Origin of the sequence: Caldithrix abyssi DSM 13497 (genome assembly GCF_001886815.1) — a bacterium.
In the GTDB taxonomy this organism is placed as follows: domain Bacteria; phylum Calditrichota; class Calditrichia; order Calditrichales; family Calditrichaceae; genus Caldithrix; species Caldithrix abyssi.
The window spans coordinates 4,000,861-4,023,128 of sequence record NZ_CP018099.1 but is presented as its reverse complement, the minus strand read 5'-3'; the positions used below and the strand labels follow the sequence as shown (position 1 = coordinate 4,023,128).

Genomic DNA, 22,268 nt, shown 5'->3' with positions numbered 1-22,268 from the left:
GTTACACCATCAGGAGTTGTGATGAATCCCAAATTCTTTTTAATCGTTTATTGCGTTTTTCTGCCTTATTTACTGTTCAGTCAAAAAATTCAAAGCTACGTTCCATTGGATGACGGAGCGTATCATTATATTAACTATCAAATAACCAGAGGAGCGGTAGCGCCTTATTTTATTTTGAATCAACCTTATCGTTTCCACGAGATGTTTCAAAAGCAGAATTCAAAGCCTGCCTCTTATTTTCATACCTACTATAAGCAATATTTTGCTCCGCGTAAAGCCAATTTATTTGTTAAGGCTTTAGAGTCCGTAAAGTGGAACAAAGCTTTGCTTAATCGTTATCGGCTGGATGGAGGCGTTTATTTTACGAATGCGTATCTCACTTTAGTTAATCAAACCACAGTCGATCAGGAATTTAAATATGATGCAAACTTTGCCGGCGATCTTTCCGAAGCCGATCACTGGTTATATGGCCGGGTGAATGAAGCGTATGCGGATTTTCATCAGGAAAAATTTAATATATTTTATGGTAGAACGCATCGCAACTGGGGCCCTTTGGGTGAGTATGGCTTAATCCTTTCTAACAATCCTTATACTTATGATCACTTATTGATCGCCCTCAATCTTAAACGAATTAAGTTCTCTTTAATCTATGCGCAACTGGATGAATATCAGCCTGTTTTCTCTTATAAAAATCCTGATCCGCCTGTTCAAAACGTGCGCAGGAATCTCATTGGCCATCGTCTGGATATTCATGTAAGCGATAGATTCCAGTTTGCATTAACAGAGATGGCCACCTACGGAGGCGAAAATCGCCCATTTGAATGGGCCTTTTTAAATCCCATGAATTTCTATTATCCCATTCAACGCAACGATAAAAAGCAGATGGATGGATTTTGGTGTGTGGACGTCTTCTGGAAGCCATTTGAAAAAACGGCTATATGGGGTCAATTTTTGGTGGATGACATTATTGTTAATAACGATCCGGGTATTGATGACCGGGGAAGGTATCCGGATCGTTTGGGGATATTAGCTTCTTTCCGTCAAGCAGATTGGTTAATAAATGGTACACTCTGGTCATTGACTTATGTTAGAATCTGGAATCGGACCTATCAATCAAAATTTTCATGGGAGAACTACCATTATCGCGGCTATGGTTTGGGCTATCCGGCGCCGGGTCTGGAGGAGTTTAAGGTTAAAATAGATATCTGGCGATATTTTCCCTTTTATGTTTCAAATGAATCCATCTACGGACGTTATGGCTCCGTTTCGGTAACGGATTTGTTTCCTTTAATAAAAGAGCCCTTCCCTCTTGCGCCGGTTACCTACAATTTTATTAATCACTTGAAATTACGCTATTATGCCAGCAATAGACTTAGATTATTTTCGGATATCTGGTACCGCAAAGAGCCCGTGCATTATTCCAACCGTTATGCGGAAAGGGGCAACTGGGTGGTCAAATTGGGTTTTCAGTATCTGGCCAACTTTAGCTTTGGCATTGACTGAACCGGAAAACCGTCCAATCCCATCATCATTTAAACACTATGAAACCTTTGAAAAAATCAGAAAAATTAGAGAACTTTAAACTTTTTTCATGTTTTGATAAATTTTCTAACTCATCCCCTAAGAAAGTCAACTTATGTTTTATCAAGTAATTAAGTCCCACTTTCTTTTCCAAAGACTCACAGAGCATGAAGCGGGAAGCAGGAGGTGAGTTTTTTATAAAAATTAATATTTCACAGGTTTCACGATATTACTCTTCAACTCTTACACCCTTATACTCTTACACTCTACTCCCCTCCTTCTCCTGCCTTTAAAAATCAACATAAATCAAAAAAAATGTTAACAAAAATCTAAAAAAACCATTGGATTATGGCATGGAAAGTTTTTATATTAGGGCAGAAAGTTTTATCCCTACATAGAGCCAATTTTAAATATGGGGAGGAGTTATGCGTTATTTAGTTATTTTAAAAATATTGGTGTGTATTATTTTTTTCAATTCTTTATTATTTGCTCAGGGTTATTTAAGAAATGATAATGTAACAACCTATACGTCAGGAATCACCCTAAATGAAATTTGTGCAAATGGCTCAGCGTTTGATTACAATGCAGATGGAATCATAAGCTCCACAAGCGACAAAGATGAGTTTGTAGAGATAGTTAATTCATCGGATCAAACAATAAACATAGGGGGGTGGACTTTATCGGATAATACAACTACCTATCTTATTTTCCCTGATCCAACTTCAATTAACCCGGGAAAGTCTATTGTCGTTTATATGTATGGAGCGGATGTATCGAATTTCAATCCTGGTAGCGGAAACCTTGTTACATCAACTCCAGCTGGTATAAGGTTAAGTAATAGTGACGATGTCATCGGGTTAAAGAATACCAATGGGCTGTATATTAGTGTCAAATGGGGCACAGGAGTTTTACCCGCTGATTTTACCACCGGTGCAACTTTAGTAGGTACGGAAGTTACAATATCTAATAGCTGGATAGCCGGCCAGTCACAATCACGTAATCCGGATTATAGCGGGAGCTGGTCTTTCCACCCGACCATAACGGGTACTGTTGACTGGTCTGTTGATCACACGGTAACTCTTACTGATCCGCAAGCCTCTCCTGGTAGAAAATATGGCCTCGACCAATCCCTCCCCGTTACCCTCTCTTCCTTCCGGGCCGTTGTACAGCATGGCCATGTGCTTCTTCAGTGGCGCACAGAAAGCGAAGTGGAAAACCTGGGGTTCGAAATCTATCGTTCGTTAATGTCCTCTACGGGCTTTCAACTACTCGACAGCTATCGCAGCAATCCCGCTTTAGAGGCTGTTGCATGGGGGGGAGGAATTAATGCTTATATTCTCCGATATTGATAATTTTTTCTCATTCTTAAGCGTTGGGCAAAATATAGAATTAAAAACGCCAAAATATTCTTTGAAAATAAAATTAATAGATCATCTTTTTCTTGTGATGCTGTTATAAACGCTGCTAAACGTTTCCCTAACATATTTTTAAATAGAACATTAATATTATGCCCAATACACATTAACGTAAATTCACTACGAACATTATTAAGACCAGATAAGGAAAATCCACGATAGCCTAAATTATGCTTCAAGTTACCAAAAACAGGTTCAACTGTCACCGAACGCTTCTTTAGTCGTTCCTGCGCCGCTGAAGTTTGTAACTTTTTCGCCATACGTTCGCAATAACTCTCATTAACTGAACGATGGATTTGCTTAACTTTCTTTTTACTGGAAATACATAAATTAATTAAGGGACAGTCCTGACAATCATTGGAACGATATACGATCCGTTCGCTATTCCTCTCAACTGGAAAAAGCTTCTTACCCGTCGGACATTCATAGTAATCTCCCTGTTCATGATACACAAAATCACTTCGTTTTAGTTTTCTTTCTTCTTTTTGCAATTCTTCCTTGGAGGTTGGTGTCTCCTTTATCGAACGATTGGATAACTGGGGATCGGCTATTACGGCATCAATCTGCTTTTCTTCCAATTCTTTTAGGTCTGTGCTATTGTGATAACCGGAATCGGCCGTGTAAGATCGCTTATCATCTGAACCAAGATTCTTCTCTACTTGTTCTTGAATCGGTATGAATTGACCCTGGTCGTTGGGCTGGCTTACGACTTCATGAGCTACTATTAAATGACTGGACATATCTACGCCTAATTGTGCGTTATAGCCCGGTCCATCCACCGAAGGCATCATGCGGGCATCCGGCTCTTTTACATTTATTTGATGTCTTGAACGGTGTTCTGATTTGAGCTGTTTCTTACGCTCTTTCAATTGGGCTTTACGTTCTAATATCTCTTTCTCTAAGCGCTCAAGCCGTTCTTTCTCCGCTCGAAGAGTTTCTAAATCTAATTCATCCGTGGCCCCCTGTTCTACAAAATTACAGCGCTGCATGTATTGCTTGATCTCTGCTCTTAACTTCTCTATACGTTTGTCTAATTGATCCTCAGTGTAGCCATGACGCTTACTGCTGTGCGCTTTGATTTTCGTGCCATCTATGGCTATCTGGTTGAAACTACTTATGCCTTCGGCCTGGGCAATTAAAAGTATCTCTACAAAATATTGGTCTAATAAATCCAAATGTGCCTTGCGAAAACGACTTAATGTACTATGATCCGGATGCTGATTCCCAGTGATATAAATGTAGCGCGTATCATATTTACACAATTCCTCCAGCTTACGGGTGCTGGTAATGCCGTTACTATAAGCATAAAACCATAAGGCAAGCATCATGTCTGGGGCATAAGAATCACCGCCTTGTGAACTATAACGGGAATAAAGTGCACTTAAATCAAGGCGCGAAACCAACTCCACTACAAATCGACTCTTTGGATCGTCTCTGGCAAAATCTTCCACACTATAGCCAAAGAGATTCATTTGTGAGCGATTATAAGTAATAAAACTCATGGAATTCCTTTGTTATTACTTGTTTTATCTGTCGCCCAGAATTTACAAATTTTTTGAATTTTACTCAAACTGAATTTGCAACAGCCTCTTTAAAGGGACAGATCAACAGCAGCCATGCGCACGACTATCAGTATGAGGATTATTCTGTCGCCGCCGGTCAAGCTTACTATTACAAATTGGCCGATGTGGATTTAAAAGGTCAGCGCACGTTCCGCGGGCCGATTAAAGTTCAGGTTACGCAGGGCGATCTAAATGCCGCTGTTTCGACATCGGTGATTAAAAACTTCCGGCTTTATCCCAATCAACCCAATCCCTTCAATCCTTCCACCACCATTACATTTGACGTACCGCAGCTTGAGCAAGGCGAGGCTAATCTGTCCATCAACATCTTCGATATACAGGGCCAAAAAGTTCGCACGTTGTTTAGCGGCGCATTGACGGGCAACGCGCAATATCGTCTGCAGTGGGACGGCGTCAGCGACGCGGGGCAGCCTTTGCCGGCGGGCATTTACTTTGTGGTACTGCGGGCCAGGGATGTTCAACAAAGCATAAAGGTTTGCATGGTAAAATAAAGGTATCATTCCGGCCGAGCGGCAGCGAGAGCCGGAATCCCCTGGAGGATGGGTGGGATTCCTGCTTTCGCGGGAATGGCGTGGAAGTGTGAAAGGGATTCCTGTTTTCGGGGGAATGACTGTCCGGTGTCATTCCGGCCGAGCGCCAGCGAGAGCCGGAATCCCCTTGAGGATGGGTGGGATTCCGGCTTGCGCAGGAATGACGTGAAAGTGTGAAAGGAATTTCCGCTTTCGCGGGAAAATGGTGTGAAGTTGTCAAGTGTAATGAAATAACGAAAAATGGCCTTGAAAAATTATTATGTTTACATCATGACCAATAAACCACATGGCGTTCTTTACACAGGCTTTACCAATAATTTAATAAGACGTACCTACCAACATAAACACAAACTTATAGATGGATTTACAAAAAAATATAATGTTGATAAGCTAGTCTATTACGAAATTCATCACGATCCTATGAGCGCTATTATTCGTGAAAAGAGAATTAAAAAATGGAAACGTGCCTGGAAAATTGAATTGATAGAAGGGATGAATCCGGAGTGGAAGGATTTGTATTATGATTTGCTGGGAGGGAAGGATGGGGAAGGTTGTATAGGAGAGGGATTCCCGCTTGCGCGGGAATGACTGTCCGGTGTCATTCCGGCCGAGCGGCAGCGAGAGCCGGAATCCCTTGGAGGATGGGTGGGATTCCTGCTTTCGCAGGAATGACTTGGAAAGGTGAGAGGGATTCCCGCTTGCGCGGGAATGACTGTTCGGTGTCATTGCGGCCGAGCGGCAGCGAGAGCCGGAATCCCCTGGAGGATGGGTGGGATTCCTGCTTTCGCGGGAATGACGTGGTAGTGTGAAAGGGATTCCCGCTTTCGCGGGAATGGCAGTTGAGGCTGGAAAGGATAGCATATAACCGAATTTTCATCTCATCCTAAAATTTTGTATTTTAATTCCGTTTATTTAATCTGTAAGAACGCCTGTATCTGGACATGAATTTTTTTAAGGAGTTTTATGAGATTATCACATGAAACCCTAACCAGACAGTGGTTGTATTTGTACGCCATGGCCTTTGAAAGCGGACTGGGCGGATATTTGGCCGGATTTTTGTATTATTACAACAAAATCAATGTTCATCCTGGCGCTCACTTTCAAGCGCAGTATTATGACACCTTTATTCTCTTTGCCGGCATTGCTACGATGATCATGCTGCCGTTGGTGTTTCTATTTGTGGCCTTAAAAAAGGTAGAAGAACTCCCTCGTTGGTTTCAAAAAACGCGTATCACCAGCTATTATTTCTTGCTAACGCTGGCGGTGATGTATGCGCTCTATTTCCTGAACAAAATCAATTTTCATCTGAAATTCATTGAATTATTTCTGGCCTTTGGGATGGTCTTTCTGTTCTATCAGTTTCAAAAATATATTACCGAGTATGGATTTCCGGCCTGGCAAAACTTTTTCACGACGCTCAACATGGGTTTTGGCGTGGCCAAGTTTATGTTTGCCGCCTGGGTGTTTATTTTTCATGTGTATGATCTGGAATGGTGGATTTGCTCGCTCATTGCTCTGGAACTGTTCTCTATATTTGGAAGGTTTAAGGCGCTGAATATGATTCGCCCGGAAACCAGACAAACCGTTCGTTTAATCCTGATAAATTATGGTTTTGTTTTTGGCGCGAGGATGGTGATCGGCATCTTCATTCCTTTGATCTTTTGTTTGTATCAGGCCTGGTCTAAAGAAAATGTAATCGCTATCAGCGTGTTCTTTCTGATCATGGGTGAAATGCTGGAACGATTCATATTTATCTTTACGGCCATCCCGGACTATTATGAAGACGGCTATTAGGCTTGAAAGCAAAAAGGATCACGCAGATAAAAAAAATAGAAAAGAAATCTGCGTGAATTAGCGAAATCAGCGAGAAAAAATACGCAAGTTCTTTATTTAAAAGTTTATTATTTCCCCTCCTTCTCCAATTTTTATGTCTTCGTCAATCAACGCTTTTTCCCGCTTCGATAAAATCGGATTTCCACCTTTTCAATCGTGGCCAGGCCCTCTTCAATGGCGCCGTCAATAATCGGCAAAAAAGCTTCAATTTTGTCCAGCGTATCTACAATTTCAATAATAATCGGCAAGTCTTCAGAAAGACGCAGGAATTTGGCGGTATGCAGACGACTGTGCGCCCCAAATCCTTCGAGACCACGCAGAACAGTTGCGCCGGCAAGCCCCGCTTCACGCGCCTTGTGCACAATCCATTCGTAAAGCGGTTTGCCCTCATGGCGGTCGTCTTCGCCAATGAAGATACGCAATAAATGCCCTTTTTCCGGAAGCATCATGGTGTAACCTCCTATAACGTTTTAGCAAGAGAATACCCTAACCACACAAACAAAACGCCGGGTACAATATGCAAAATGAGATTTAAAAACGTGCTCATGAACTGGCTGTCGCGGGCCAGCGAAAAACTTTCAAACGCAAAAGTGGAAAATGTGGTAAAGCTGCCCAGAAAACCAATCAGCAATAAAGCGCGCGTATCCGGCGAAAGAATATGGCGCATTTCGATCAATCCATTTAAAAAACCGATGATCAAACAGCCGATAAGATTAACCGCCAGCGTTCCATAAGGAAACCATGGATCCCGGACTAATCGATACACCAGACCGCTCAGCAGGTATCGTGAAACCGCGCCAAGGAATCCTCCGCTTCCAATCAATAGTAATCGAGTCATGATCGTTTATCTTCTCCCTTATTTTTAGCGCTTAGTTTAAGGGAGAATGCTAAACAATGCAAAGCGAATTTGTTATGAGCGCGCTCTAAAAAATGTCTTTTTCATTTCCGGGGCTTTCCCAAAAGCTGGAGTAGATGAATATTTAGAAATTAGATTTTACAAAGCAAAGTCTAAGGCAGCATAGCCGCAGCCAAAATCAACTGCAACGTGCGCAAGGTAATTTTCTCGCAGATTACGCCAATAATCGCAGAAAAGGATTAAAAAAATTATTTTAAGCGACCACAGAGAGCTCAGAGAAGTCACAAAGGCGGAAAAACTATTTTAAATTAAAAATAGTTTCAATTGCCCTCACGCCTTTCCAAGATAAAGAGTCTGGGAGAGTGGGAAGTTGAGCGTTAGGGGTTATTTCCAACGATGTAAGTGATTTATTCGCTGGCCAGTTTCTTGCAAAGGCGAGAAAAGGAATGACAGTCGGCGACCATTCAACCATTCAACCATTCAACCATTCAACTAATTAACTATTCAACCAATCCAGCAGCACAAAAATTTTCAAATCCGGCCCGGGCGGGACTAGATCCTCCAGAGGAAGTATCCCTTTCTTTTTATAGAATAGGTGCTGAACAGGAATTCGAAAAAAACACGCCAATGGAAAAAAGAGCATGAATTACAACTTTCGAGTCAGTCCCAGGAACTCTTTAAAAACAAATTGCGCGTCTTCTTCCTCAAGGGCGGGGTCTGAATGACAGGGCAAGCTTAACAGGCCCGGATGACAAATCCTGCTTTTTAGAGCTAAATCGTTTTTTATTGGAGTTAAAAGATTTCTCACTTCGTTCGAAATGACATGTCGCGCTTTTTGGGACGAACTCATAACTCCCCCTTCCTTTTTTTAAAGGGAAGGGGGCCGGGGGGATGGGTTTTAAAACAAAAGCACACATCCCAATGTAAAAGGCGCGTAAATTACAGCTTTAAAAACATCCCCCATAAAAGCTAAATCGTTTTTTATTTGAGTTAAAAGATTTCTCACTTCGTTCGAAATGACATGTCCCGCTTTTTGGGGCGAACTCATAACTCCCCCTTCCTTTTTTTAAAGGGAAGGGGGGCGGGGGGATGGGTTTTAAAACAACAACATTCATCCCAATGTAAAAGGCGCGTAAATTACAGCTTTAAAAACATCCCCCATAAAAGCTAAATCGTTTTTTATTTGAGTTAAAAGATTTCTCACTTCGTTCAAAATGACATGTCGCGCTTTTTTGGGCGAACTCATAACTCCCCCTTCCCTTTTTTCAAAGGGAAGGGGGCCGGGGGGATGGGTTTTAAAACAACAACATTCATCCCAATGTAAAAGGCGCGTAAATTACAGCTTTAAAAACATCCACAATAAAAGCTAAATCGTTTTTTATTTGAGTTAAAAGATTTCTCACTTCGTTCGAAATGACATGTCGCGCTTTTTGGGGCGAACTCATAACTCCCCCTTCCTTTTTTCAAAGGGAAGGGGGCAGGGGGGATGGGTTTTAAAACAACAACACACATCCCAATGTAAAAGGCGCGTAAATTACAGCTTTAAAAACATCCCCCATAAAAGCTAAATCGTTTTTTATTTGAGTTAAAAGATTTCTCACTTCGTTCGAAATGACATGTCGCGCTTTTTGGGGCGAACTCATAACTCCCCCTTCCTTTTTTTAAAGGGAAGGGGGCCGGGGGGATGGGTTTTAAAACAAACATTCAACTTCACCTCTCTTTATCATTAAGAGAAAAAGCTGAACAGAAAGCCGTAAAAAACGCCAATGTAAAAAGTGCATGAACTACAACTTTCGAGCCTGTTCTAAAAACAAATTGGCGAGTCTTCGCCATCAAAGGTGGGGCCTGAATGACCGAACGAGACAGAAAAGAATGACTGCGGCCGTTTTTAGCCCAAGGGCACCGAATAACCAGGCCGCGGTCGATTTTTGCCTGGCAGGGCGCCTGCCAAAAAAATTTTAAATTCTGATAAAAATAATGTAACTTTGCCCCTTTCAGATTTAAACGGAAATTTAAGAGAAAAAGGATTTGAAGCACGATGACGTTATTAGAAGAACTTAAACAACGCGGCCTGATTTACCAGACAACCCATGAAGAAGAGCTGGCTGCGCGCCTGCGATCTCCGCTGACTGTTTACGCCGGATTTGATCCCACGGCGGATAGCCTGCACGTGGGACATTTATTGCCCATTATCACCCTGCGCCGTTTTTACGAAGCCGGCCATCGAATCATTGCTCTAATCGGCGGCGGCACGGCTTTGATTGGCGATCCCAGCGGGAAAAACGAAGAACGTCAGTTGTTAACTCAGGAAGTCATTTTGAACAATGCCCAAAAAATTAAAGCACAGCTTTCCCGCTTGCTGGGCGCAGAAAAAGACCCACAGCGTATTTTAATCCTCAATAATTATGACTGGTTAAGTAAACAAAGCCTGATCGACTTTTTAAGACAGGTCGGCAAGTACTTTAAAGTCAATGAGATGATCAAAAAGGATTCGGTGAAGCAGCGCCTGGAGTCGGAGCAAGGGATTTCTTTCCTGGAATTTTCCTATCAACTGTTTCAGGCTTATGATTTTTACTATTTAAAAAAGGAGTACGATTGCGTTTTGCAAATCGGAGGCAGCGATCAATGGGGCAATATCACCGGAGGAATGGATCTGATCGCTAAAAAATCCCTGGAAGCGGATTCGGGCTTGAAAGACGATCAGGCCTTTGGTCTGACCATGCCTCTGATCCTGGATTCGGAAGGAAAGAAGATCGGGAAAACCAGCGAAGGCGAAGTGGTATGGCTGGAGGCCGATAAAATGCTGCCGTACGATTTTTATCAATACTGGATTAGGGTAAACGACGACGATGTGCTGCGCTTTTTAAAATATTTTACCTTTAAACCTTTGCAGGAAATTGAAGCGCTGGAAAAAGAAGTGGCCGAACGCCCCGAAAAAAGGGCGGCGCAGCAGGCGCTGGCCGGCGAAGTTACCGAATTCGTACACGGGCAGGCGGCCCTGCAGCGTATTCAACGCATCTCCAGAGCTCTGTTTTACGGCGACGTGTCCGAATTGGATGAGGGCGATTTCCAGGAGCTGGCCAGACACATTCCCTCGGCTGAAGTGCAACTCGGCGAAGGCATGCGTATTCTGGACTTTTTAAAAGAGTGCGGCTTTATCCCTTCCAAGCAGATGGCGCGCAATTTGATCAAAAGCCGGGCCATCCGTTTAAACGGCAGAGTGGTGGATGATATCGACTATCAGGTAACGGAGAACGATTTACTGTTCGGCCGTTTCATCATGGTGCGTAAAGGGAAGAAAGATCACTTTCTGGTTCTGGCGCCGCGTTAAAAAACATCCTGCATGGGCGATTCAGACGCTACGATGAAGTTTTAACGATTGCAATATAAAGGCATTTGTTTCCGTTAAAATGGGGCAAAAGGGAGCGGCTTGCTCAAATAGGTTAGCGCTGTTTGACAATAAAAAAAGGCGGATAAAATCCGCCTTTTTTTTTCGAATGAAATCTTAGTACATGCCGCCCATACCGCCTGGCGCAGGAGGAACTGGTTTTTCCGGTTCCGGTTTTTCGGTAATCATCGCCTGCGTCATCAACAGCAAGCCAGCGACAGAAGAAGCGTTTTCCAGCGCGCTGCGAGTAACCTTTGTCGGATCGATCACGCCGGCTTTAAGCAGGTCTTCATACGTTTCGGTTTGAGCGTTAAAGCCGATCGCGCCCTCGCTTTCCTTAACCTTATTCACCACAACCGAACCTTCGTGACCGGCGTTTTCAGCGATTTGACGGATGGGCTCTTCCAGAGCGCGACGAACGATGTCCACGCCGATCTGCTGATCGCCTTCCAGTTTCATTTTATCCAGCGCTTTAACTGCGCGCAGCAGAGCAACGCCGCCGCCAGGCACAATACCTTCTTCAACCGCAGCGCGGGTTGCATGCAGAGCGTCTTCCACGCGGGCTTTCTTTTCTTTCATTTCAACTTCGGTAGCAGCGCCGATCTTTAACACGGCAACGCCGCCGGCCAATTTAGCCAGACGTTCCTGCAGTTTTTCACGATCGTAATCGCTGGTGGTCGTTTCAATTTGCGCTTTAATTTGATTAACGCGTCCTTTGATGTCTTCAGTCGATCCGGCGCCTTCAACGATGGTCGTATTGTCTTTATCAATGGTAATCCGTTTTGCGCGACCCAGATCATCCAGCGTGGCGTTTTCCAGTTTAAAACCGGTCTCTTCACTGATTACGCGGCCGCCGGTCAGGATGGCGATATCTTCTAACATGGCTTTGCGACGATCGCCGAAGCCCGGAGCTTTAACAGCGCATACTTTCAAGGTGCCGCGCAGTTTGTTCACAACCAGCGTGGCCAGCGCTTCGCCTTCGATGTCTTCGGCAATGATCAGCAATGGTTTGCCCGTCTGTGCTACTTTTTCCAGAACCGGCAACAGGTCTTTCATGGCGCTGATCTTTTTGTCATGAATTAAAATAAATGCGTCTTCTAAAATGGCTTCCATGGTTTCGGAATCGGTTACAAAGTAAGGAGAAACATAACCGCGATCGAACTGCATACCTTCCACAACTTCCAGAGTGGTTTCGATGGATTTGGCTTCTTCAACGGTGATCACGCCGTCTTTGCCCACTTTTTCCATGGCGTCGGCAATCAGATTGCCAATGGATTCGTCATTGTTTGCCGAAATGGCGCCGACCTGAGCAATTTTGTTTTTGTCGTTGCCAACTTCCTGAGACATTTCTTTCAGATATTCTACGACCTTTGCAATTGCTTTATCGATGCCCCGTTTTAAATCGGTGGGATTGGCGCCTGCTACAACGTTCTTTAAACCCTGCGTAAAAATTGCCTGTGCTAATACCGTTGCTGTGGTCGTTCCGTCGCCTGCAACGTCGCTGGTTTTAGAAGCAACTTCTTTAACCATCTGAGCGCCCATGTTTTCAAACGGATCTTCCAGCTCGATCTCTTTGGCCACGGTTACGCCGTCTTTAGTAACCGTTGGCGCACCAAACTTCTTATCAATAACCACATTGCGACCCCTTGGTCCCAGGGTGATTTTAACGGTTTTGGCCAGAATGTCGATTCCGTCTTTAATCTTGTTCAGCGCATCAATATCGAATTCGATTATTTTAGCTGCCATTTACAGTTTCCTCCTTGTATGGTTTAACCTTAATCGTGTTTTTTCAAATGAATTTAGATTCAATTGAACACTAATAAGTTACATCGAATTTTTTGAATTTTTAATTTCTAAAAAATCAGTAAGTTAAAATTAGCGCTCTTTGTTCGAGAGTGCTAATTTAAAAAGATGTTCAATGTATTGCAAGATATTTTTACGTTTTACGGATTTTAGGTTTACACAGGGCCGAAAAGCCATTAAATCAGTAAGCGTACTGTTAATTGCAGATTTAAAATTTTTTATGCGGAAATTTGTCCCGGAACACTTGAATGTATCGTGTCTCGTTGTTATTTTCTCTTTAAAGTGCAAATTTCTTTAGTTAACCTAACAGATAGGGCCAGTATATGAAAGCGCTTATCACCAGCGGCGGTCGGGGCACGCGCCTGAGGCCGTTAACGCATACGCAAAACAAACACCTCATTCCTATTGCCAACAAGCCGATCATTCATTACGCCATCGAGTACTGCGCGGAGGCGGGCATTAAAGAGATTGGCATCGTTTATAATGCCGATTCTACCGCCATCCCGGATGCGCTGGGCGATGGCGCGCAATTTGGCGTAAAACTGACCTTCATTCCGCAGGAGGCGCCCCTTGGGCTGGCGCATGTGGTGAAAATTTCTCAGGATTTTATTGGCGACGATTCATTTGTGTTTTATCTGGGCGACAACATGGTGGTCGGCGGCCTAAAACGTTTCATCGACGAGTTTGAAAAAAATCAGAGCAATTGTCACTTAACCCTGGCCAGAGTAAAAGACCCTCAACGGTTTGGCGTGCCGGAAATCGTTGGCCAGCGCATCGTACGCATTGAAGAAAAGCCGCAAAAACCCAAAAGCGATTATGCCGTGGCCGGTATTTATATCTACGATTCATCCATTTTCGAAGCGGTTAACAACATCAAACCCAGCGCCCGGGGCGAACTGGAAATCTCCGACGCGCACCAATACCTGCTGGATCATGGCTATAAGATCACCTATTCCGAAATTACCGGCTGGTGGAAAGACACCGGCAAGCCTTACGATTTACTGGAGGCCAACCGTCTGGTGCTGGATAATCTGCAGGAAAAAAACGAAGGGCAGGTGGACGAAAACAGTCTGGTAACCGGTAAAGTGGTGCTGGAAAAAGGAGCAAAGATCATCAATTCCATTGTGCGCGGCCCGGCGATCATCGGTAAAAATACGGTGATCGATAACAGCTACATCGGACCGTTTACCTCGATTTATGATAACTGTTTAATCCAGAATAGCGAGGTGGAATTCAGCATCTTGCTGGAAAGGTGTAAGCTGATCGATGTAACCATTAGAGTGGAGCACAGTTTGCTGGGCAATGAAGTGGAAATCGTAAAAACCCAGGGCCGCCCGGCCACAAATCGTTTTTTAATCGGCGATCAAAGCCGAATAGAACTTTTGTAAACGCAGGGGGAAGCATGACGACCTTTCAAAATTTACTGGTGGAAATTGAAGATTTTATAGCCACCCTTACCATCAACCGTCCGGAAAAGATGAATGCCTTAAATCGCCAGACGCTGGAAGAGTTGGAACAGTTTCTGGAGCAGGTAAAAAAGGACGAACAGGTCAGGGGCGTGTTGCTGACCGGCGCCGGAAATAAAGCGTTTGTAGCCGGGGCCGATCTGAAAGAGATTCAGAATTTGGATGAAGAAGGAGCCATTGCTTTTGCCCGATTTGGGCAGGCTCTGTTCAGCAAAATTGAGAATTTCCCAAAACCGATTATCGCTCTGGTTAATGGCTATGCCCTGGGCGGCGGCTGCGAACTGGCCATGGCCTGCCATTTTCGTCTGGCTTCCGAAAATGCCCGCTTCGGCCAGCCAGAAATTAATCTGGGCATTATTCCCGGCTACGGGGGCACGCAGCGGTTGCCGCGTCTTGTGGGCAAAGGGCGCGCGCTGGAGTTGTTGCTAACCGGCGATATGATCGATGCACAGGAAGCGTTACGTATGGGGCTGGTTAATCATGTTACCCCGCCGGAACGCTTGATGGACGAAGGAAAGAAAATATTGCGCAAGATTACGGTAAAGGGCGCCATTGCCGTGGCTTCGATCTTAGAGGCGGTGCACTCGGGATTGGAGCAGTCCATCGAAAAAGCCATGGAAATAGAGGCTTTGCACTTTGGCCGTGTTTGCAATACGGAAGATAAAACTGAAGGGATTCAGGCTTTCTTCGAAAAAAGACAGCCACAGTTTAAGGGCCGTTAATTATGGAACGGCCCGCATTTCTTATTGTAAATGAAATCCCGCCCGTCTGCGAAATCTTTCTGAAAATTCTCAAGCAGTCAGAATGTTCATTCCAGACGGTAGAAACGCTATCGGACGCGCTTCAACTGGTAAAAGAAAAAGGTTTCGATGTCTTTGTCTGCATCGTCCGTAAAGACGTTGTTTTGACGCCAGAAGCTGAAAAAACTCTGGAAGAAAGCGGCTTTTTGTTCTGGGTGTGGTTGGGTCCTCTTAAGTTCGATAGTCCCCGTTTCGATATTCGCTGGCCATTAGAGCTTTGCCGGGATGAGGGAAGGCTTGAGGCAATTGTTAAGAATTTTTGCCGGCTGGCTGAACGGTTGAAACGACAAAAAGAAATGGCTTCCTTGCTGCTACACGATTTGCGCACGCCATTACAAAATTTGAATAGTTATGTCGAACTACTCAGTCAGAATATCTTTGGGGAGTTGAACAAGGGGCAGCAAAAAATCATTAGTAATATTCTTTTGCAAAGCGAACTGGCCGAAGAGCTGCTGCAGGAAATTACGGATATTTTTAGATTCAAGCGTCGAATGTTCGAATTGCCCAAGGAAAGAGTAAATCTGACGTTGCTTTTAAACCAGGTTATTCGCTCCTTGTGGGGGATGGCGGACAGAAAGAACATCAAGCTGCAAACCGCCATTCAGCAAAACCTGCCGGAAGTGCAGATTAACGTTACGGCCATTAAACGCGTATTGTTTAACCTGATCATGAACGCTATTAAGTTCACCCCCCAAAACGGGACGATTCGAATTCAGGCCAGGCTTTTAAACAAAACGCCGCGCTCCGTGCTTGTGCAGGTTATTGATTCCGGACCGGGCATCCCCGATGAACATATCCCCAGAATTTTTAACAAGTATTTTCGCCTGGAGCAATCCCGCGAGCAATTCAAAGGAAGCGGTCTGGGACTTTATATCGCCCGAACATTAATCGAAGCGCATCAGGGCAGAATTTCAGCCTACAACAATCGCGAAGGGGGTTCCACCTTTTACTTTACCCTGCCTATTGAATAATGTGTAAAGAAAATTCGGCAAAATTGCCGAATAATTCGACCCTTTCTGCGAGTTTTAGTAAAAGAAGAGCTCTCCAGCAGAACGGACGCAATATAAAAAACGTTGGTTTAGAATACTTTCTTCCAAAAATGTAATGCCTTAGCGTGCGAAAATTTTTGTGCTGCTGGATTGGTTGAATAGTTTATTAGTTGAATGGTTGAATGGTTGAATGGTTGAATGGTCGCCGACTGTCATTCCTTTTCTCGCCTTTGCAAGAAACTGGCCAGCGAATAAATCACTTACATCGTTGGAAATAACCCCTAACGCTCAACTTCCCACTCTCCCAGACTCTTTATCTTGGAAAGGGGGGAGGGCATTGGTTGCGGCTACGCTGCCTTGGATTAATTATTTTTTGCATGGTATGGCCCTCATTAGGTGAATCGGCATTCGGGATGACAGGCCGCTGACCATTCAACTCTTACACTCTTAACTCATCCACGGGCCGCCCCTCACCCGGTAATGCGAGCAGGTGATGGCACGTTATTTGTACGGTTTACGGCAAATTCCAATGATTTAACAAATTATAAGGAGAAATTGACATGCGTAAGATTGTTGCTTTGAGTGTAAGTTTACTGTTTATATTTATGACCAATGCTTTTGCCCAGCCCGGAACGGGAGGCCGTACCATAGATGAGCGGCTGGCGCGATTAACCAAAACCTTAAATCTCGATGAAGACCAGCAGACGGAAGTAAGACAAATTCTGGAGAATCGGGATAAAAACGTTAAAAAAGCGCTTGAAGCAAACCGCGGTGATCGAAGAGCCATGCAGGCGGCCATGCGCGATTTAACCGACCAGGCCAATTACCAGATCATGAACATACTGCGCGAAGAGCAAAAAGTGAAGTTCAAAGAATATTTAAAAGAGCAAAAAAAGCGTCAGGAAGACAGACAAAACCGCCCCAACAAAAGAGGAGGCGGTAGAAGATTTTGAAAAATTGTCTGGCGTCCGGCGAATATGAACGGTCGGACGCCAGGTAATTACAATACCTCATCGACAGGCAGAAATCTGATTTGTTCCTGGAATTTAATGGGAACTTCCACTTTTAACGCCTTTTGCGATTTGTTTTCCAGCGTTATCTTGCTTTTAATATACGATAGCCTTTTAGCCGCAAGAATCCATCCTGTGCGGGGATCGATCTCAAAGGAGGCGGTTTCAATTCCCCACACATGGTATTTGCTTTTTAATTGAGGTAGCTCGGGCGTATCGCCGGAATCGGGCGAGGAAATTTTGGCGTACAGTTCAAGCACCGCTTTTTCAGGTGTGTATTCAATTAACTTCCAGCTTTCTTTCTTTTGATGGGCAACAGGCATATCGAGCTTTAACGTCCTTTCCCAGGTTTCGTTAAGTTTAATTTTTTTATCAGGAAAGATATTGAAAACCCGGTTGTAAGCCGCGCGTAATGTGTTTTCGGAATAAAACTGTCTGAAGCCCTCTTTAAAACTTTCCCGCATCTTTTGATCGCTAACGCCCAGCGAATCGAGCATATGTTCGGCCCAGGCATCCAGCCCTCTTACAGAAAGGACTTCGCCGTCGGTTTTTAAAATTAATTGCACTTTTTGGCCGATCATCTGTCGGTAGATAAAAGACAAAAAGTTTGTAGATGAGCCAGGTTTTGCCGAATTGAACTGAAAGGTGCCCTGCGGTGTTGATAATCTTAATTTTACGCTTTCAATAGAAACATCCAGCGTGGTAGTATATTGCTGTTTGTCTTTAACAAAAAACCGGTAACCCGTGTTACTTGTAATTTCACTTTTGCGATCCCCCATCGCGGAGCTTTCGGTGATAACCTGCTTTTTGATGAGAATCATGCGAAAACTCTGACCAACCGCCGGGGTGAATTTCAATTCAATTTTTTTCTCCGATTGACAGGAGGATAAAATCAGCGACATTATTAACGCAAAAAATAAAGAAAGTTTCATGGCGTCGTCCTTCTATGTTTGAACGTAAGAAAATCGATCTTTTATGTTAAGCCGCAGCGGAAAACGAGCCGCGCAATCCTGTGTTGATTTTGTACGATAAGGATTAAAACCACGTCTATTTTTTTGTCTTTCTCCTGTTCAACGAAGCCCGAAGGCCAATGCCGAATGTAATAAAATCTTTGCCGCCCCATTGATTAACAAGATAGTTAAATTCCGGGAAGAGCATGTCCCCCTCAAAAATTGGCAAGGCTATGCCAAATGTGAAAACGGAGTAGTTAGAGAATTCCTCGCTTTCATCATGGATCATGAAATTTTTATTTAAATAATAGCTAAAATACGGCTGGATAGACCGGATTTTTTTACTGATTGTAAAACCATACTTAAAATACGGCTCGGAATAATCTTTAAAATTTTCTTCAAATAATATCCCGCTATGCAAATTCACGCTCATATCAAACCATCTAAAAATTCGAGGGGGAAGCTGATAGCGCACATTGGCTTCCAAAAGGTAAGGGAAAAACGCGCGAATGCCCGCTTCAAAATGGTGCGGTAAGCCGGCGGCAATCCCCAGACTGGGGCTGAACGCCAGTTGCTTTTTAATAAAACCTTCTTCTTCTGTCATCCACACTAAGTTATCCGCCCCGGCAACGATCTTTTTTTCGCCTTTTTTTAGAGTTCGGGCGGTGTAATAGTTGGTGGTAATACAGGAAGGGAGTAAAATAAAGATAAGCAGACATAAAGTGAGATAAGTATAAACCGAACGCTGCATTCTGTCTCCAAAATAAATGAGAAGCTATTCAGGGATGCGAGTAAAAAATTTTATCATCCCTTTAAAGCTGATTTTCTGAAGAACTTTACTAAAAGTAAATAAAGATACTGTGCAAGTCAACAGAAGAATACTGTTTAATGAATTACGACAAGAATCATGGGGGGCGGCTATGGACAAATTGAACGGAGGCTTTTTTCGTGACCATTTATTATTTTTAGGATACTTCTTCTGAAAGATCTAGTCCCGCCCTGGCGGGGTTTGAAAAATTTTGTGCTGCTGGATTGGTTGAATAGTTGATTAGTTGAATGGTTGAATAGTCAGTCTGTTATTTCAAATCTGTTTCTGCAAATGTGGTGAACTCCTACCAACCTTAGAAATAATCTTCCACGCTCAGCGTCTCCCTCTCACAGACTTTTATTTTTGGAAATAGGGCGATGCAATTGAAACTATTTTTAATTTAAAACATTCTTTTTGCTATTTGTACCTTCTCTGTGGTTGCTTACAATAATTTGTTTAATCTTTTTCTGCGAGGATTGCCGTAATCTACGCGAAAACTACTTTGCGCACGTTGTGGTTGATCTTGGTTGCGGCTGTGCTGCCTTAGAGTTCTGCAAAATGTAAATTTTAGTGTCATAGCAAGGATTCCACCCCGGCGGGATGAGAAATGACATGGATGTGCATTTTGCAGAGCTTGAATTATTTTAAAAATGGAGGATTAAATATGGACCGGCAAACGTTTTATTTTTCTTTTAATTGATTTGTTCTTTAAATTTAACCTACGCCTAAAAATACAGGAGGTCAGAAGCGTGCGAATAAAACTTAAATTTTTTGCTCTATTGTTAATAAGCGTCCAGCTGCTTACGGCGCAGAACAATAACGTGGTTATCCATCAACTGGATAACGGCTTGCAGGTTTTGTTGATTCAAAACCCGGCTCTACCCATGGTGGGAGTCAATGTAGCCGTTAAAGTGGGCTCCGCGTACGAAACGTTTGCCACCAGCGGCATGAGCCACATGCTGGAGCACTTGTTGTTTAACGGCACAACATCGCGCACCCAAAAACAACTTTATGACGATGTAGATCGCATTGGCGCCTACAATAACGCCAACACCGGTCAGTATTACACCAATTACATGATGGTTGTTCCGGCAGAAAACATTAAGCAGGCGCTGGAGCTTCAATCGGACATGCTTTTTCATTCCATATTGCCGGAAGACAAATTTGAAAAAGAAAAGGGCATTGTTCTGGAAGAAATTTCCAAGACCTTTGCCGACCCGGATGCGCAGCTGGAGCGTAATTTGAATGATATTTTATACGAGGGGCATGCATTAAGCCTGCCCACGCTGGGCACCTATGCCACCATTAAAGGGCTGGTTCGCGATCAGGTTTTTGAATTTTACAAGAATTTTTATGTGCCAAACAATATGCGCATGAGCGTGATCGGCAATTTTGACACGGCCGAAATGTTGAAAATGATCGAAGAGTTTTACGGTCGGGAAGAGCCCGGACAGGTTCTGCTGCCGGAGTTTTCTGATTGGAGTATCGGATTCGACCGCCAGCATTTAAAAACCATTCAAACCGGAAAGGTAATCCAGCGCTTTTTTCAGGGTGAGAAGCCCGTGGTAGAATTTATCTTTCCCATTAACGGCACGTTCGGTCACATCTTCTTCCGGCTGCTGGATGAAAAGCTGGCCGATAAGGCTGTGGAGCTGAATCAACGTCTGGGAGACCTGGCTGATCGTGTGGAAATGCAGACTCTCAACAGTCCGGTGGCGGACTTTTTAGAGGTGAAGCTGACCTTGAGTGTCGCCCGGCCGGACGTGGAAAAATTACGCCAGCAGGTAGAACATTTTGTAGCGCAAATGGATTTTTACTCTTCGGACGAGGCGATTGAAGCCAGAGCCAATAAAATCAAAACAGGCTTTCTTAAAAATCTGGAAAAGCCGCACATGTTCGGTATTTACAACGCGCATTTGATTGCCGTTCTGGGCTTTGATCAAATGCTGGCCTCGTTCGAAAAAGAGAACATTATTAAATCCGCCCGCCAGTTAAATCAATTTAAAATAGACGGCGTGCCAATTGTTGTGCTAAATTTGCCGTTAAAAGAATCGAAACAGGATACGCAAAAAATAAAATTGGTCACAAAGTTATTCAAGGGACAGGACGGGGCTCCCACGCTCATTGTTCGTCAGAATCCGGCCTCGCAACTGGTGGCCATGCATTACCTGATTAAACACAAAGCTCTGTGGCAGTCAAAATACGGCAAAAAAGCGGCACAAATTTTACATGATTGTTTTGCCCAGCGGCTGAAGTCCGAACAAAATCTGGCCATCAGCCAAAAATACGGTCTTTCCGTAACTGCTAATGATAATCCTTACATTCCCATGGACGATATCTATCTCCATCCGGATTTCGGTTACTTGCGTATTGAAGCGTTAAACGATGATTTGCCGGGATTAATTCACTTTCTGAACAGTCAGTTAAAAGATTTTAAACCGACCGTGGAAGAATTTCAGAAAGCGGTGGTCAAGTTTAGTCGAAAGGGCGGCATGATGAGCCGTCGCGGCGATCCTGCTAAAAAATTGTTTGATCAATTACTCGATGAGCAGGTTTACGAAACGCTTCCCTATTCGGAAGGTCCCGAAGAGATTGAATATCAAACCTTGCTGGAGTTTGCAAGCAACTATTTTCAGCCGGCCAATATGATTATTGCGGTGGTGTCTTCAGAAAAACCGGAAGAGGTAAAAAAATGGTTTGCCGAATTTAAAGGTACGCCGCTCGACCAGGAACCGCCGCCCGTGACAAAGAAGATCAAGCTACATGATCGGCCCGTAGAAATTGAAAAACAGGGAAACGGCCAGCGCTCCTACATTTTTTGGGGATTCGTAAAAACCATCGACGCGCAGGATGCGCCGTCGCTTAAAGTTCTTTCTTTGCTGTTAGGCGATAAGATTGTTTTCCAGATTCGCGAAAAACAGGGCATGGCTTACCGCATGCGGGCCGGCATTAATGTGCATAACGATCGGGCGTTGTTTTACGTTTCGCAGGGCACGGTACCGGAAAATGTGGACGCGCTTTTAAAGCAATATCCCTCGTTTTTCAACCCACAGGTAATAGAGGATTTTAATGAAGAAGCCGTAATCAAATCGGTTAATATGTTTCTGGGTCGCATGATGTTCCGACGCCTTTCCAGCATCAATCAGGCGTATTATTTAACGCATTCGTATTATTTTCATCAGAACATCAACTACGATGAAGATTTTTTGCAGGCCCTGAAACAGGTAACCCTGAAAGATGTGCGGCGCGTGGCTCAAAAATATTTACAGGTTGAAAATCCCATAAAAATTATCGTAAGGTGACACCTGCTTCGTGA

General features: G+C 43.8%; 17 protein-coding genes. 11 read left to right on the top strand and 6 right to left on the bottom strand.

The annotated features are described in order from the left end of the window. Positions 1-21 precede the first annotated feature (21 nt). Together Cabys_RS15725 and Cabys_RS15720 are read left to right on the top strand one after the other, a co-directional pair. Positions 22-1,503, top strand: coding sequence for a capsule assembly Wzi family protein (locus Cabys_RS15725; RefSeq protein WP_006927118.1), 1,482 nt, complete (start codon positions 22-24; stop codon positions 1,501-1,503). A 443-nt stretch (positions 1,504-1,946) separates the two neighbouring features. Next, positions 1,947-2,870: a lamin tail domain-containing protein gene (locus Cabys_RS15720; protein ID WP_006927117.1), complete on the top strand. Its 924-nt coding sequence runs from the start codon at positions 1,947-1,949 to the stop codon at positions 2,868-2,870. Here Cabys_RS15720 and Cabys_RS15715 read toward each other — a convergent pair. Then, positions 2,852-4,438 carry an IS1182 family transposase gene (locus Cabys_RS15715; protein WP_006926562.1) on the bottom strand — a complete coding sequence of 529 codons (1,587 nt, stop codon included), beginning with the start codon at positions 4,436-4,438 and terminating at the stop codon, positions 2,852-2,854. The genes Cabys_RS15720 and Cabys_RS15715 overlap by 19 nt on opposite strands. A 53-nt stretch (positions 4,439-4,491) precedes the next feature. Here Cabys_RS15715 and Cabys_RS15710 point away from each other — a divergent pair, with 53 nt between their 5' ends. The 3 genes from Cabys_RS15710 to Cabys_RS15700 all read left to right on the top strand — a co-directional run bounded on the left by Cabys_RS15710 (position 4,492) and on the right by Cabys_RS15700 (position 6,843). Further along, positions 4,492-5,010, top strand: a complete 519-nt coding sequence (locus tag Cabys_RS15710; protein ID WP_006927116.1) for a FlgD immunoglobulin-like domain containing protein — start codon at positions 4,492-4,494, stop codon at positions 5,008-5,010. Positions 5,011-5,289: 279 nt separating this feature from the next. Next, complete coding sequence (locus tag Cabys_RS15705; RefSeq protein WP_006927115.1) at positions 5,290-5,637, top strand: GIY-YIG nuclease family protein; 348 nt, start codon at positions 5,290-5,292, stop codon at positions 5,635-5,637. A gap of 375 nt (positions 5,638-6,012) precedes the next feature. After that, complete coding sequence (locus Cabys_RS15700) at positions 6,013-6,843, top strand: hypothetical protein (RefSeq protein WP_006927114.1); 831 nt, start codon at positions 6,013-6,015, stop codon at positions 6,841-6,843. A 146-nt stretch (positions 6,844-6,989) separates the two neighbouring features. Here Cabys_RS15700 and Cabys_RS15695 read toward each other — a convergent pair whose 3' ends face one another. After that, positions 6,990-7,331: a DUF190 domain-containing protein gene (locus Cabys_RS15695; RefSeq protein ID WP_006927113.1), complete on the bottom strand. Its 342-nt coding sequence runs from the start codon at positions 7,329-7,331 to the stop codon at positions 6,990-6,992. Between the two features lie 11 nt (positions 7,332-7,342). Beyond that, positions 7,343-7,720 (bottom strand): fluoride efflux transporter CrcB, encoded by a 378-nt coding sequence (gene crcB / locus Cabys_RS15690; RefSeq protein ID WP_006927112.1) that lies wholly within the window; start codon positions 7,718-7,720, stop codon positions 7,343-7,345. 2,056 nt (positions 7,721-9,776) lie between these two features. Between crcB and tyrS the strand changes: the two genes are divergently transcribed. After that, complete coding sequence (gene tyrS, locus Cabys_RS15675) at positions 9,777-11,069, top strand: tyrosine--tRNA ligase (RefSeq protein WP_006927110.1); 1,293 nt, start codon at positions 9,777-9,779, stop codon at positions 11,067-11,069. Between the two features lie 174 nt (positions 11,070-11,243). Here tyrS and groL read toward each other — a convergent pair whose 3' ends face one another. Then, entirely contained in the window at positions 11,244-12,872 is a 1,629-nt protein-coding gene (gene groL, locus Cabys_RS15670; RefSeq protein ID WP_006927109.1) for a chaperonin GroEL, read from the bottom strand. Positions 12,873-13,252: 380 nt separating this feature from the next. Here groL and Cabys_RS15665 point away from each other — a divergent pair, with 380 nt between their 5' ends. The 4 genes from Cabys_RS15665 (at position 13,253) to Cabys_RS15650 (ending at position 17,137) form a co-directional block, all read left to right on the top strand. After that, a complete protein-coding gene (locus tag Cabys_RS15665; protein WP_006927108.1) occupies positions 13,253-14,317 on the top strand; it encodes a glucose-1-phosphate thymidylyltransferase in 1,065 nt (354 codons plus the stop codon). Positions 14,318-14,331: 14 nt separating this feature from the next. Then, the gene (locus tag Cabys_RS15660; RefSeq protein WP_006927107.1) at positions 14,332-15,117 is read left to right on the top strand and encodes an enoyl-CoA hydratase/isomerase family protein; all 786 of its coding nucleotides are present in this window, start codon (positions 14,332-14,334) and stop codon (positions 15,115-15,117) included. Between the two features lie 2 nt (positions 15,118-15,119). Then, a complete protein-coding gene (locus Cabys_RS15655; RefSeq protein WP_006927106.1) occupies positions 15,120-16,166 on the top strand; it encodes a sensor histidine kinase in 1,047 nt (348 codons plus the stop codon). Between the two features lie 578 nt (positions 16,167-16,744). Then, a complete protein-coding gene (locus Cabys_RS15650) occupies positions 16,745-17,137 on the top strand; it encodes a Spy/CpxP family protein refolding chaperone (RefSeq protein ID WP_006927105.1) in 393 nt (130 codons plus the stop codon). 47 nt (positions 17,138-17,184) lie between these two features. Here Cabys_RS15650 and Cabys_RS15645 read toward each other — a convergent pair whose 3' ends face one another. Together Cabys_RS15645 and Cabys_RS15640 are read right to left on the bottom strand one after the other, a co-directional pair. Next, positions 17,185-18,126 carry a DUF6263 family protein gene (locus Cabys_RS15645; protein ID WP_006927104.1) on the bottom strand — a complete coding sequence of 314 codons (942 nt, stop codon included), beginning with the start codon at positions 18,124-18,126 and terminating at the stop codon, positions 17,185-17,187. A gap of 115 nt (positions 18,127-18,241) precedes the next feature. Then, the gene (locus tag Cabys_RS15640) at positions 18,242-18,895 is read right to left on the bottom strand and encodes a hypothetical protein (protein WP_006927103.1); all 654 of its coding nucleotides are present in this window, start codon (positions 18,893-18,895) and stop codon (positions 18,242-18,244) included. 806 nt (positions 18,896-19,701) lie between these two features. On the opposite strand from Cabys_RS15640, the gene Cabys_RS15635 reads away from it, so the two are divergent. Then, positions 19,702-22,254 (top strand): insulinase family protein, encoded by a 2,553-nt coding sequence (locus tag Cabys_RS15635; protein ID WP_006927102.1) that lies wholly within the window; start codon positions 19,702-19,704, stop codon positions 22,252-22,254. Positions 22,255-22,268 lie beyond the last annotated feature (14 nt).

What these genes read in the sequence shown, in the direction of transcription:
- Cabys_RS15725 (WP_006927118.1), top strand. Translation starts at nt 22, where the DNA reads ATGAATCCCAAATTCTTTTTAATCGTTTATTGCGTTTTTCTGCCTTAT.
- Cabys_RS15720 (WP_006927117.1), top strand. Translation starts at nt 1,947, where the DNA reads ATGCGTTATTTAGTTATTTTAAAAATATTGGTGTGTATTATTTTTTTC.
- Cabys_RS15715 (WP_006926562.1), bottom strand. Translation starts at nt 4,438, where the DNA reads ATGAGTTTTATTACTTATAATCGCTCACAAATGAATCTCTTTGGCTAT.
- Cabys_RS15705 (WP_006927115.1), top strand. Translation starts at nt 5,290, where the DNA reads ATGGCCTTGAAAAATTATTATGTTTACATCATGACCAATAAACCACAT.
- Cabys_RS15700 (WP_006927114.1), top strand. Translation starts at nt 6,013, where the DNA reads ATGAGATTATCACATGAAACCCTAACCAGACAGTGGTTGTATTTGTAC.
- Cabys_RS15695 (WP_006927113.1), bottom strand. Translation starts at nt 7,331, where the DNA reads ATGATGCTTCCGGAAAAAGGGCATTTATTGCGTATCTTCATTGGCGAA.
- crcB (WP_006927112.1), bottom strand. Translation starts at nt 7,720, where the DNA reads ATGACTCGATTACTATTGATTGGAAGCGGAGGATTCCTTGGCGCGGTT.
- tyrS (WP_006927110.1), top strand. Translation starts at nt 9,777, where the DNA reads ATGACGTTATTAGAAGAACTTAAACAACGCGGCCTGATTTACCAGACA.
- groL (WP_006927109.1), bottom strand. Translation starts at nt 12,872, where the DNA reads ATGGCAGCTAAAATAATCGAATTCGATATTGATGCGCTGAACAAGATT.
- Cabys_RS15665 (WP_006927108.1), top strand. Translation starts at nt 13,253, where the DNA reads ATGAAAGCGCTTATCACCAGCGGCGGTCGGGGCACGCGCCTGAGGCCG.
- Cabys_RS15660 (WP_006927107.1), top strand. Translation starts at nt 14,332, where the DNA reads ATGACGACCTTTCAAAATTTACTGGTGGAAATTGAAGATTTTATAGCC.
- Cabys_RS15655 (WP_006927106.1), top strand. Translation starts at nt 15,120, where the DNA reads ATGGAACGGCCCGCATTTCTTATTGTAAATGAAATCCCGCCCGTCTGC.
- Cabys_RS15650 (WP_006927105.1), top strand. Translation starts at nt 16,745, where the DNA reads ATGCGTAAGATTGTTGCTTTGAGTGTAAGTTTACTGTTTATATTTATG.
- Cabys_RS15645 (WP_006927104.1), bottom strand. Translation starts at nt 18,126, where the DNA reads ATGAAACTTTCTTTATTTTTTGCGTTAATAATGTCGCTGATTTTATCC.
- Cabys_RS15640 (WP_006927103.1), bottom strand. Translation starts at nt 18,895, where the DNA reads ATGCAGCGTTCGGTTTATACTTATCTCACTTTATGTCTGCTTATCTTT.